The 10,805-nt window shown below is 69.2% G+C and carries 13 protein-coding genes and 1 rRNA gene; 9 read left to right on the top strand and 5 right to left on the bottom strand.

The annotated features are described in order from the left end of the window. From AOZ53_RS00065 to AOZ53_RS34910, 3 genes are all read left to right on the top strand, one after another. The coding region (locus tag AOZ53_RS00065) for a fumarylacetoacetate hydrolase family protein (protein ID WP_054486732.1) at positions 1-615 on the top strand (615 nt) is incomplete at its 5' end. Between the two features lie 2 nt (positions 616-617). Further along, a complete protein-coding gene (locus AOZ53_RS00060; RefSeq protein ID WP_231690536.1) occupies positions 618-980 on the top strand; it encodes a GNAT family N-acetyltransferase in 363 nt (120 codons plus the stop codon). Positions 981-988: 8 nt separating this feature from the next. Then, on the top strand, positions 989-1,138 hold the full coding sequence (locus AOZ53_RS34910) for a GNAT family N-acetyltransferase (RefSeq protein WP_231690535.1): 150 nt from the start codon (positions 989-991) through the stop codon (positions 1,136-1,138). A 76-nt stretch (positions 1,139-1,214) separates the two neighbouring features. On the opposite strand, the gene AOZ53_RS00055 is transcribed toward AOZ53_RS34910, so the two are convergent. Both AOZ53_RS00055 and AOZ53_RS00050 read right to left on the bottom strand, forming a co-directional pair. Beyond that, a complete protein-coding gene (locus AOZ53_RS00055) occupies positions 1,215-2,618 on the bottom strand; it encodes an amidase family protein (protein WP_054486542.1) in 1,404 nt (467 codons plus the stop codon). 118 nt (positions 2,619-2,736) lie between these two features. Beyond that, positions 2,737-3,603: a LysR family transcriptional regulator gene (locus AOZ53_RS00050; RefSeq protein WP_054486541.1), complete on the bottom strand. Its 867-nt coding sequence runs from the start codon at positions 3,601-3,603 to the stop codon at positions 2,737-2,739. 146 nt (positions 3,604-3,749) lie between these two features. Here AOZ53_RS00050 and AOZ53_RS00045 point away from each other — a divergent pair, with 146 nt between their 5' ends. After that, positions 3,750-5,153, top strand: a complete 1,404-nt coding sequence (locus AOZ53_RS00045) for an MFS transporter (protein WP_054486540.1) — start codon at positions 3,750-3,752, stop codon at positions 5,151-5,153. A gap of 13 nt (positions 5,154-5,166) precedes the next feature. Here AOZ53_RS00045 and AOZ53_RS00040 read toward each other — a convergent pair whose 3' ends face one another. Then, positions 5,167-5,766, bottom strand: a complete 600-nt coding sequence (locus AOZ53_RS00040) for a cysteine peptidase family C39 domain-containing protein (RefSeq protein ID WP_231690534.1) — start codon at positions 5,764-5,766, stop codon at positions 5,167-5,169. A 157-nt stretch (positions 5,767-5,923) separates the two neighbouring features. Here AOZ53_RS00040 and AOZ53_RS00035 point away from each other — a divergent pair, with 157 nt between their 5' ends. From AOZ53_RS00035 to AOZ53_RS00025, 3 genes are all read left to right on the top strand, one after another. Beyond that, positions 5,924-6,868: a 3-hydroxyacyl-CoA dehydrogenase NAD-binding domain-containing protein gene (locus AOZ53_RS00035; protein WP_054477775.1), complete on the top strand. Its 945-nt coding sequence runs from the start codon at positions 5,924-5,926 to the stop codon at positions 6,866-6,868. A gap of 83 nt (positions 6,869-6,951) precedes the next feature. Continuing rightward, on the top strand, positions 6,952-7,224 hold the full coding sequence (locus AOZ53_RS00030) for a GNAT family N-acetyltransferase (protein ID WP_054431713.1): 273 nt from the start codon (positions 6,952-6,954) through the stop codon (positions 7,222-7,224). Positions 7,225-7,232: 8 nt separating this feature from the next. Beyond that, positions 7,233-7,628: a YchJ family protein gene (locus tag AOZ53_RS00025; RefSeq protein ID WP_054431714.1), complete on the top strand. Its 396-nt coding sequence runs from the start codon at positions 7,233-7,235 to the stop codon at positions 7,626-7,628. Here the strand turns inward: AOZ53_RS00025 and AOZ53_RS00020 are convergent. Then, positions 7,620-8,507, bottom strand: coding sequence for a LysR substrate-binding domain-containing protein (locus AOZ53_RS00020; RefSeq protein WP_054486538.1), 888 nt, complete (start codon positions 8,505-8,507; stop codon positions 7,620-7,622). The genes AOZ53_RS00025 and AOZ53_RS00020 overlap by 9 nt on opposite strands. A 234-nt stretch (positions 8,508-8,741) precedes the next feature. Between AOZ53_RS00020 and AOZ53_RS00015 the strand changes: the two genes are divergently transcribed. Both AOZ53_RS00015 and AOZ53_RS00010 read left to right on the top strand, forming a co-directional pair. Next, a complete protein-coding gene (locus tag AOZ53_RS00015) occupies positions 8,742-9,455 on the top strand; it encodes a haloacid dehalogenase type II (RefSeq protein WP_054431716.1) in 714 nt (237 codons plus the stop codon). A gap of 143 nt (positions 9,456-9,598) precedes the next feature. Next, positions 9,599-10,363 (top strand): aldolase, encoded by a 765-nt coding sequence (locus tag AOZ53_RS00010; protein ID WP_054486537.1) that lies wholly within the window; start codon positions 9,599-9,601, stop codon positions 10,361-10,363. A 135-nt stretch (positions 10,364-10,498) separates the two neighbouring features. Here AOZ53_RS00010 and rrf read toward each other — a convergent pair. Further along, positions 10,499-10,611, bottom strand: a 5S ribosomal RNA gene (gene rrf, locus AOZ53_RS00005). Between the last annotated feature and the right edge of the window lie 194 nt (positions 10,612-10,805).

Raw genomic sequence — 10,805 nt, 5'->3', positions numbered from 1 at the left:
CCCCGCCGCGACGGGATCGGCGCCTGGAAGAGCGCGCTGCCGTCGCCCGAAAAGACCGTGGTCGCGCCCATCTACGCCTCGACCGTGGCGCTGGCCGGCCCCCTGCCGGCGACCTCGCCCGTGGTCCGCGTCGAACCCGAGATCGCCTTCGAGCTGGCGCACGACCTGCCCGCGCGCGACGAACCGTACAGCCACGCCGAGATCGACGCCGCCATCGCCGGCGCGCGGCTGGCGCTGGAAGTGCTGGGCTGCCGCTACGCCGCGCCCGAGCACGCCAGCCTGCCCGAGCTGCTGGCCGACCACATGTTCAATGCCGGCCTGGTGCTGGGGCCGCGCATCGCCTCGCCGGACGCCGCCCCCGCCAACATGGCCATCACGCTATCGGTCGACGGCGCCGAGATCGAGCAGCACGCCGGCATCCATCCCAACGGCCACGCCAAGGCCGGCCTGTATTGGCTCGCCAATTTCCTGCGCGAGCAGGGCCTGGGCCTGACCGCCGGCCAGCACGTCATCACCGGCTCGTACGCCGGCTACCTGGACGTGCCCGCCAACCGCGACGTCGAACTCGCCTACGGCGATCTCGGCATCCTGAAGGTACGCTTCAGCTTTCGCTGACTATGCTGACCCTGCGCCCCTTCTCGACCGCTGACTATCCCCTGCTCGCCAGCTGGTTCACCAGCCTGCCCGAAGTCGTGCAATGGGGCGGTTCGCATGTGTCGCATCCGCTGACCGCGGCCGACATGGACGCCATGCTGCGCGAAGGCCAGTCGCAACCGCCCTCGCGGCGCTGCTGGATGGCCTGCCGCGACGACACGCCGGTGGGCCACGCCCAACTGGCCTACGAATGGCGCGACGGCAATGCCCGCCTGGGCCGTGTCGCCATCGCGCCCGACGTGCGCGGCCAGGGCCTGGCGCGGCCGATGGTGGCGCTGATGATCGACGAAGCCTTCCCACGCCCGGCATCGAGCGCCTGGAACTGAACGTCTACATGTTCAATACGCCCGCGATCCGCACCTACCAGGCGCTGGGCTTCACGCTCGAAGGCGTGCGCCGCTCGTCCACCCGCGCCGGCGAGGCGCGCTGGGACACCGGCATGATGGGACTGCTTCGATCCGAATGGCGCTCGGGCGCCGCCTGACTCCGGGCCAAGCGGCCGCGCGGCCCGGGACACGAACCGGCTCCCCGGCGCGCCCGGACGATCGACCGCGCCGCGCCTAGCGCGCGACCGGCTCCGCGACCTCGACCGCGGGCCCGGCCGCTTCGATCACCTCGCCGGCCGCCAGGCACAGGTCTTCACGATAGCGCCCAGCCACCACCTGCACGCCAACGGGGCTGCCGCCCGCGCTGCCCATCGCCACCGTCAAACCCGGCAGGCCCATGAAGGGCAACCCGATCTGCGTCATCTGCGCGCGCCACACGCGGCGGTAGGCAGCCTCGCCCTGCAGATCCAGGTTGTCCGCGAACGGCAGCTCCGCCGACACCGGCAGCAGCAGCACCGGATAGTCCGCCAGGAACAGCTCCCACAGGCGCGTCAGCGTGGCGCGGCGCGTCAGCACCGCCGAGAATTTCGCCAGGTCCATGCCGGCGACATGCTCGCGCTGGCCTTCCAGCGCCGTCAACGCGCCACGGTCGCCCTCCTTGCGCGCGGCCTCGACCATGCCCTCGTAGCCATCGGCCATCCACATGCGGATCTGCAGGTCGGCGGCTTCGCGCAACGGCGGCAGGTCATCGACCGTATCCACCGACCAGCCGGCCTCGCTCAGGCGCCGGGCGGCATCCTGCAGGGCCTTGACCACCGCGGGCTCGGTCTCCATGCCATCCGGGTTCAGGCACAGCGCCGCGCGACGCGGCGCGGCGGGGCCTTCCAGGGGCGCCGGCACCCACCACGGGTCGCGCGGATCCGGCGCGGCCATCGCAGCCAGGCCCAGCCGCAGGTCGGCAATGCTGCGGCCCAGCGGCCCCGACACCGCCGTGATCTGGCCGCCGATGGTGCGCTCGGGCAGGGCCGCGTTGTAGGCCGGCACGCGGCCCAGCGACGGCCGCAGGCCGTGCACGCCGCACGCATAGGCGGGATAGCGGATGGAGCCGGCGATATCGGTGCCGTGCGCCAGATGGCCGATGCCGGCCGCCACCGCCGACGCCGCGCCGCCGGAGGATCCGCCGGGCGTCAGGGCCGGATCGCGAGGGTTCAAGGTATTGCCGTGCAGCAGGTTGCCGGTGAACCAGCGCAACGAAAATGCCGGTGTGTTGGTGCGTCCGACGATCACCGCGCCGGCCTTGCGCAGGTTGGCCACCACCGGATTGTCGACGGCGGCGATCACATCCTTCTGCAGCGTCACGCCGTTGGTGGTGGCGAAGCCCGCCTGGTCCACGTTCACCTTGACCGTCACCGGCACGCCCGCCAGCGCGCCGGGATCCTCGCCGCGCGCCAGCGCCGCGTCGACCCGGGCGGCCTGCGCCAGCGCGTCGTCGGCGCGATGATCGACCACGGCGTTGATGCGGGGATTCACCGCCTCCAGGCGCGCCAGCGCGCTTTGCGCGGCCTCGACCGCGGATACGTCGCGCCGGCGGATACGGGCGGCAAGCTCAACTGCGGACAAACGCCAAAGATCGGACACGCGGCACTCCTCGTTCAGGTCATGGGACACAGCCGGCGCGCCTGCGCGCCGTCGGAGGATCAACCTTAGCGCCGCGGGCCCGCCGCCACAAGCCGCGGTTTGCCACGAGGCCCGCGCCTCAATTCTCTTCGAACACCTCGACGATGGCGTCCGCCACCGCCCGCACCCGTGCCGTGCGGTTCAGGTCGCCGTGCATCACTAGCCACAGGTCATAGGGTTCACTGCGGTGCGGCCAGATGCGCACCAGATCGGGATACTGCGGCGCCATGTGGACCGGCAATTCGCCGATGCCCAGCCCCGCCGCCACCGCCTCGATGATCATCAGGCCCGAGTTCAATTCCATCGCGATATGGCCATTGCCCGTCGGCTCGCCGCAAAAGGTATCCGACCATCCCGGCAACACCGATTGCTGATAGGTGACCAGCGTGTGTCCGGCGAATGCCGTGCCCTGGCGCGGCTCGCCGCGCTCGGCAATATACGACTTCGACGCATACAGGCCGACATCCCGGCGCGCCAGGTGACGGTGGATCAGATCGGGGTTATCCGGCTTGACGTTGCGGATCGCCAGATCGGCCTCGCGGCGCGTCAGGTTGCTGAGCTGGATCGAGGTCGACAACGCGATGCGGATGTCGGGGTGCTGCCGGTGCAGGCGGCGCACCGCCTCCATGATGAAATAGCTGGCGACCGTCTCCGACGTCGCCACCCGCACCACGCCCGACAGCCGGTGGTCCAGCCCCTGCATCTGCCGCTGCAACTGGTCGGCGGCCTGCTCCATGCGCTCGGCGGCGGCGAAGGCCTGCTCGCCCGCGGCGGTCGGCACGTAGCCCGACGGCGTGCGCAGGAACAAGCGGGCGTCCAGCGACGTCTCCAGCGCCGCCAGCCGGCGGCCGGCCGTGGCCTGGTCGATCTGCAACAGCGCCGCGGCGCCGCGCAGGGTGCCGTTGCGGTAGATCGCCAGGAAAATGCGGGCGTTATCCCAATCCATGAAAACAGATGCCTTCGAAAAACGATCCAGGCAGGGATCGATTGTCTGATGCAATTTTGCATCACGATAGCGCAGTTTCTCCTATTTTTTGCATCACGGAAACACCCTAAGCTGTGCGCCTTGGATCGTCCCCGGAAGTCCCCGTCATGCGCACCGCCTGCTCCACCGACCCCGTCCCCGCGGATCCCGTCCCGCGTCCCGCCGTCACCGGCCTGCTGCCCCTGGTCACCCTGGCCATCGGCTTCGTCATGGCGATGCTGGACGTCACCGTCGTCAACGTCGCCCTGCCCAGCATCGCGGAACAGTTCACCGTGCCGCTCACCGACCTGGTGTGGATCGTCGACGGCTACACGTTGACGTTCGCCGCGCTGCTGCTGGTGGCCGGCGCCCTGGCCGACCGCTACGGCGCCAAGACCATCTACCTGGCCGGCCTGGGCGTCTTCACGCTGGCCTCGCTGCTGTGCGGCATCGCGCCCGGCGGCGACCTGCTGATCGCCGCCCGCATGCTGCAGGGACTGGGCGCGGCGCTGTTCATGCCCAGCTCGCTCAGCCTGCTGACCCATGCCTACGAAGACGAGCAGGTGCGCAACCGCATGCTGGCCGCCTGGTCGGCCATCGTGGCGGTGGCCGGCGCCGCCGGCCCGCTGCTGGGCGGCGTGCTGATCCATCAATTCGGCTGGCGCGGCATCTTCCTCATCAACCTGCCGCTGGGCCTGGCCGGTCTGTGGCTGGCCAGGCGCCGCATCCAGGCCGCGCCGCGCCGTCCGCGCGCGCTCAACCCGTTGAGCCACGTGCTCGGCGTGGTGGCGCTGTCCGCGCTGTGCTTCGCGCTGATCCAGGGCAACGCCTACGGCTGGTCGTCGGCGCCCATCCTGGCCGCGGCCGCCTTGTGCGCGGCGGCCACGCTGGCGCTGGTGCGCCGCGAACGGCGCCACGCCGAACCCATCCTGCCGCGCGCGCTGTTCCAGACCCCGCAATTCGCGGCGGCCAACGGCGTGGGCTTCCTGATCAATCTCGCGGCCTACGGCCAACTGTTCCTGCTCAGCCTGTTCCTGCAGCATGCGCGCGGCGCCGACGCGCTGCAGACCGGCATCCAGCTGGTGCCGATGCTGGCCGTGTTCTCGATCGGCAATCTGTTATCGAGCCGCGTGTCGGCGCGCTGGAACGTCTCGGCCGCGTTGCTGGGCGGCATCTCCCTGGCCGCCGCCATGAGCGCGGTCGGCCTGTTCAGCTTCGCGCCCGACATGCGCTACTGGCCGTTCGCGGCGGTCGTGGCGCTGGCCAACCTGGGCGTCGGCATCGCGGTGCCCGCGATGACCAGCGTGGTGATGCAGGTCTCGGGCAAGCACCATGCCAACAGCGCGGCCGCCGCGCTGAACGCCAACCGCCAGTCGGGCGCGCTGGTCGGCGTCGCGCTGATGGGCACCATCCTGCACTTGCTGCCGGACTGGCGCGCCAGCCTGCCCGCCGCCTACGCCATCATCACGGCGGGCTACCTCGCCGCCGCTGTGCTGGTGTGGCGCTATCTGCGCCGCGCCCGCAACGCCTGACGCGCCAGGCCACTCAGGCCGCGCGCAGGATCGCGACGCCACGCCCGGCGAACGCGCGCTCGAATGCCGCCATCGGCACACAGGCATCGGCCTGCGCGCCGGGCTCGCCGGAAGGATTGTGGAAGGTCACATGCCCCGGCGTGGCCCGCGTCACCAGCACCAGGTGCCCGCCCCTGGCCGGCGGCTCGCGCTCCGGCCAGCGGATCCACGGATGCACCGACGCCATGAAATAGGCCGCGCCGTCCATCACCGCGGGTAGTTCGTCCGCGCGCACATCCACGCGCACTTGCGCCTGCAGTCCGAATTGCTCGGCCACGAAGCGCACGAACGGCGCGTAGATCATTCCCTTGATGTGACCCTCGGCGTCTTCCGTGTAGGCGCCGTACGGCAGGCTGCGACGCGCCAGCTCCAGGGTCGGATGGACCTGCCCGGTCTCGGCCGCCAGCACCATCTTCAGGCAGGCCATGCCGCAGACATGGCTGGCCCAGCGCGCATATTCCGTCACGTCGCGCGCGCCCGACGCGGGCCATGCCGGGTCGTCCTCGAGCCGGAGTTCCTTGCGGATGATCGCGCCCGCCAGGTGCGCCGACTCCCATTGGCAAAAGTAAGGCACCGGCCGCCTCCCGGCGGATCGTGACGAATCCATGAACCCCTCCAGCAAGACATCGAAGATGCGCGCGCCGCTATCTTGCCCGCCGACCCCATGCGTGGCAACCCTGCCCGCTTTGCTTCACAATGGGCCTTCCCATCGACATCCTCCGGAGCGCCGCATGACCGACTCGTCCGCTTTCCCCGCCATCAACCGCGTCGCCATCGTCGGCGCCGGCACCATCGGCGCCAGCTGGGCCGCGTTGTTCCTCGCGCACGGACTCGACGTCGTGGTCTGCGATCCCGCCGCCGACGCCGAGCCGCTGACGCGCGCGCGCGTTGCCGCCGCCTGGCCCGTGCTGACGGAACTCGGACGCGTCGCCGCCGGCGCGACGCCCGATACCCTGCGCTTCGAGCCCGACCTGGCCGCCGCGCTGCAAGGCGTCGACTTCGTGCAGGAAAACGCGCCCGAACGCGAAGACTTCAAGACCGACCTGTTCGCGCGCATGGACGCGCTGCTCGCGCCCCACGCGATCGTCGCCTCCAGTTCCTCCGGACTCATCATGAGCCGGCTGCAGGCGCGGTGCCAGCACGCCGCGCGCTTCGTCATCGGCCACCCGTTCAATCCGCCGCACCTGATCCCGCTGGTGGAAGTGGTGGGCGGCAAGCAGACCTCGGACGCCACCATCGAACGCTGCATCGCCTTCTATCGCCAGCTGGGCAAGCACCCGATCCGCCTGAACAAGGAAGTTCCGGGCCACATCGCCAACCGCCTGCAGGCCGCCCTGTGGCGAGAAGCGATCCACCTGGCCGCCGACAACGTCGCCAGCGTGGCCGACATCGACGCCGCCGTGTCGCAAGGCCCCGGCCTGCGCTGGGCCCTGTTCGGCCCGCACATGACCTTCAACCTCGGCGGCGGCGCGGGCGGCCTGGCCAACTTCATGGACCACCTGCTGGGACCGGTGCAGACCTGGTGGGACGATCTCGGCTCGCCCGAAGTCACGCCGGAACTGCAACGCCGCCTGATCGACGGCGTCAATGCCGAGGCCGGTGCGCGCAGCATCGCCGACCTGGTCGAGACCCGCGATGCGCAGCTGACGGCGCTGCTGAAGATCCTGCAACGCTGACCCGGGCCGCCAGCCGCCGCTGGTATCCTATGTCGATAGCCTGCCACGCAGGCGCTCCCCGCTCACTCACGCAGGAATGCCCCATGGTTTCCGTCATCCACGATACCGAGCGCTCGCGCTACACCGCCACTGTCGACGGCGTGCTGTGCGTGCTCGACTACCATCTGCGCGACGGCGTCATGACCATCACGCACACCGGCGTGCCCAGCCAGGTCGGCGGCCGCGGCATCGCCGCCGAACTGACCCGCGTCGCGCTGGACACGGCCCGCGCGCAGGGCTGGAAGGTGCGCCCGCAGTGCTCCTACGCCGACGTCTACATGCGCCGCCATCCCGAATACAACGACCTGCTCGCCTGATTGCCACCGTGACCACGCCAGACCCGATTGCCTGTCCCTGCGGCACGGCCAAGCCCTACGCCGCCTGCTGCGGCCGCTGGCACCAGGGCCCGCAGGCCTTGCAGGCCCCCACCGCGCAAGACCTGATGCGCTCGCGCTACAGCGCCTTCGTGCTGGACAGGCTCGCCTACCTGCTCGACACCTGGCATCCCAGCACCCGCCCCGCCTCGCTCGAACCCAATCCACCCGGCTTGAAATGGCTGGGCCTGACGGTCAAACAGGCCCGTGACCAGGATGCCGATCACGCCACCGTCGAATTCGTCGCGCGCAGCCGCCTGGCCGGCCGCGCCAGCCGGATGCACGAAGTCAGCCGTTTCGTGCGCGAAGGCGGGCGCTGGTACTACGTGGACGGCGACCTAAGCTGACGCCAGCTGGCGACGCGGCGGATCAGCGTCCTCGCCCACCGCCCGCTTCAACACCGCGATCAGGTTCGCCACCGCGCCGCCGGCCGTGGCGCGCGCTGCGCCCACGATCGCCAGTTCAGTGTGCGGCGCCGGCGCCAGCCCCTGCGCCGCGCCGAGTATCCCGTGCTCCGGCAGGCAGGCGAACGCCGGCAGCAACGAAATGCCCAAGCCCGCCGCCACGGCCGCCTGCACCCCCGCCAAACTCTGGCTGTGATAAGCGGCGCGCCAAGGCCGCCCGGCGCTTTCCAGCGCGTAGATCATGCGTTTGCGATAAATGCAGCCCTGCGGAAAGAGCACCAGCGGCACGGGTTCCGAGCCCCGTAGCAGGGCCTTGTCCCCCACCCATGCCAGCCGTTCGGGCCACGACGCCAGACACGGACCATCACCCGGCTCACGCTTGATCAGCGCCAGATCCAGCTCACCCGAGGCCAGCCCCGCCTTCAGGTCGGTGCTCATGCCGCTGCCGGTTTCAAGACGGATTTCCGGATGGCTGGCGGCGAAGCCGGCCAGCAGCGCCGTCAGCCGCGACACATCGAAATCCTCCGGAATGCCCAATCGGATCGCCTGCATCCGCCGCGGCGCCGACAGCACCAGCTCGGCCTCATCCGCCATCGCCAGCAGCTTGCGCGCGTAGGCCAGCATCAACTCGCCATCCTCGGTGGCCTGCACCTGGTTGCCGGCCCGGTCGCGCAGCAGCAAGGTCTTGCCCACGGTCTGTTCCAGCTTGCGCACCTGCTGGCTCACGGTCGATTGCGTCCGATGCACCCGCCCCGCCGCCCGCGTGAAGCTGCCTTCATCAACTACGCAGACGAGTGTCCTCAACAATTCGAGATCAAGCATGGTGTGTCCTGGATGGCTGCGCGGTATGGGGTGAGTTGGGCCGGACGCCATGCCCGCGAAGGAGCCGGGCCGCACGGCTTGCCCGTCCGAATCGATCCCGCGCCAAACGGATCAGGAACCGAGTCCCAACGATATTCATTATTCCACTGACTTGAGTTTGATTATTAATTTTACAACTCACCAGGCCAGATCCTAAGCTGGCTTCATCTCCAACGGCGCCACAAAGGAATCCCCATGCCCCTGGACCATCTCCCCCGCCCGCAATGGCTCACGTTCGACTGCTACGGCACCCTGATCCAATGGGATGAAGGCCTGCAGGCCGCCGTCGCGCGGATCCTGGCCGCGGGCGAAGCGCGCCAGCACACGCCGACGCCGGCGCAATTCCTGCATGTCTACGACGAACACGAACACCGCCTGGAGCGCACGCCGCCCCATATGCGCTTTGTCGACGTCACCCGCGAATCGCTGCGGCTCACCATGCGCGACCTCGACCTGGCCTACCGGCCGCAGGACGCCGAGCTGCTGACAGGCAGCATCTCGGCCATGCCGCCATTTCCCGAGGTGGTCGACACCCTGGCCAGGCTGAAACGCGCCGGATTCCGCCTGTGCATCATCTCCAACACCGATGACGCCATCATCGCCGGCAACGTGGCGCAGCTGGGCGGCCACATCGACCGCGTCATCACTGCCGAGCAGGCCGGCGCCTACAAGCCGTCGAGGCGCATCTTTGCCCACGCCCACGACAGCCTGGGCGTCACGCCCGACGAGGTCGTGCACATCTGCGCCAGTCCGCATCTGGACCACGCCGCCGCGCGCGACATCGGCTTCCGCTGCGTCTGGATCGACCGAGGCACCGGCCGCCAGCCCTTGCCGGACTATCGCCCCGACGCTACTGTATCGAGTCTGGACAAAGTCCCCGGCCTGTTCCAGCAGGCCGGCTGGATCTGAATCCGCGGGCCGGCGGCGCAAGCCGTTGCCGGCTCCGCCGGACAAGCTCCCGGGCCGCGCGCCTGCCAGGCAGCGCCACGGACGCCAGGACTTCAGCAATATTCCGCCCTCCCATCACTCTCGACTCTCACTTCGGGTTGCCCATGAACAAAGATCCCCACTTCGCCGACGCGCTCTTTCATGCGGACCGCGTCGCCTCCCTGCGCGCAGACCTGGCGCTGGCCCTGCGCGCGGCCGCTGCGCACGGACTCGGCGAAGGCGTCTGCAACCACTTCAGCGTGGCGCTGCCCGGCGATACCGATCATTTCCTGCTGAACCCTCGCGGCCTGATGTGGAACGAAGTCCAGGCCGACGACATCCTGCTGGTCGACGCCCAGGGCCAGAAACTCGCGGGACGCCACGAAGTCGAGCCCACCGCCATGTTCATCCACGCCGCGATCCACCGCATCGCCGGCAAGGCCTGTGTGCTGCACACCCACATGCCGTACGCCACGGCCCTGACGTTGACGGCCGACCGGACGCTGGATACCACGCTATCCCAGAATGCCATGCGCTTTCACGGCCGCATCGCCGTCGATGGGGACTACAACGGCCTGGCCCTGGATGCCAGCGAAGGCGAACGCATCGCCCACGCCATGCAAGGCGCCGATATCGCTTTTCTCGGTAATCACGGCGTGGTGGTCTGCGGCGAGCGCCTCGACTACGCCTACGATGACCTGTTCTTCCTCGAGCGCGCCTGTACCGCCCAGGTGCTGGCGCAGTCCACCGGCCGCCCCATGGCGCCGGTGGACCCGAGAATCGCCTCGAAGGTCGCGGAACAGATCCAGAGCGAACGCCTGCAGTCCGAACTGTTCTTCGCCGCGCTGCGGCGCCAGCTGCCAGACGCGGCGCAACGCCAGCCGGGCTGATGCCGGCAACGAGGCGGGAGCAAAGGGTGGCGCGGCCCATGCGGCCAACGCCATGAGAATCGCCTCAGTCGGCGTTTCGCGCCAAAGAAAAAACCCCGCAGGCGTCAGCCTGCGGGGTTTTCTTTTCGAATAACTGCCTGATACTGACCTACTTTCACAGACGTCCGTCCACTATCATCGGCGCGAAGGCGTTTCACTGTCCTGTTCGGGATGGGAAGGAGTGGTACCACCTTGCTATGGGTATCAGGCTTGACCTGCCGAGCCTCCCGCCACAATGGCGAGCGCTCCAATCCTGGGTACTGCATGGCCAGCTTCGTGCGCGACGGACGATCAGAGCCTGGCTCAATAATCATGCCGCGCGCATAAACGGGCTTTTCACAAAGACAAAACCCCACAGGCGAGAGCCTATGGGGTTTTGCGGAATAAAAGCCTGACGATGACC

The sequence above is a fragment of the Achromobacter sp. 2789STDY5608621 genome (assembly GCF_001299375.1).
In the GTDB taxonomy this organism is placed as follows: domain Bacteria; phylum Pseudomonadota; class Gammaproteobacteria; order Burkholderiales; family Burkholderiaceae_B; genus Achromobacter; species Achromobacter insuavis.
Note: the sequence above shows the minus strand (reverse complement) of the source record. Positions and strands in the feature narration are given on the sequence as shown.

What these genes read in the sequence shown, in the direction of transcription:
- AOZ53_RS00060 (WP_231690536.1), top strand. Translation starts at nt 618, where the DNA reads ATGCTGACCCTGCGCCCCTTCTCGACCGCTGACTATCCCCTGCTCGCC.
- AOZ53_RS34910 (WP_231690535.1), top strand. Translation starts at nt 989, where the DNA reads ATGTTCAATACGCCCGCGATCCGCACCTACCAGGCGCTGGGCTTCACG.
- AOZ53_RS00050 (WP_054486541.1), bottom strand. Translation starts at nt 3,603, where the DNA reads ATGGATTGGGATAACGCCCGCATTTTCCTGGCGATCTACCGCAACGGC.
- AOZ53_RS00045 (WP_054486540.1), top strand. Translation starts at nt 3,750, where the DNA reads ATGCGCACCGCCTGCTCCACCGACCCCGTCCCCGCGGATCCCGTCCCG.
- AOZ53_RS00035 (WP_054477775.1), top strand. Translation starts at nt 5,924, where the DNA reads ATGACCGACTCGTCCGCTTTCCCCGCCATCAACCGCGTCGCCATCGTC.
- AOZ53_RS00030 (WP_054431713.1), top strand. Translation starts at nt 6,952, where the DNA reads ATGGTTTCCGTCATCCACGATACCGAGCGCTCGCGCTACACCGCCACT.
- AOZ53_RS00020 (WP_054486538.1), bottom strand. Translation starts at nt 8,507, where the DNA reads ATGCTTGATCTCGAATTGTTGAGGACACTCGTCTGCGTAGTTGATGAA.
- AOZ53_RS00015 (WP_054431716.1), top strand. Translation starts at nt 8,742, where the DNA reads ATGCCCCTGGACCATCTCCCCCGCCCGCAATGGCTCACGTTCGACTGC.
- AOZ53_RS00010 (WP_054486537.1), top strand. Translation starts at nt 9,599, where the DNA reads ATGAACAAAGATCCCCACTTCGCCGACGCGCTCTTTCATGCGGACCGC.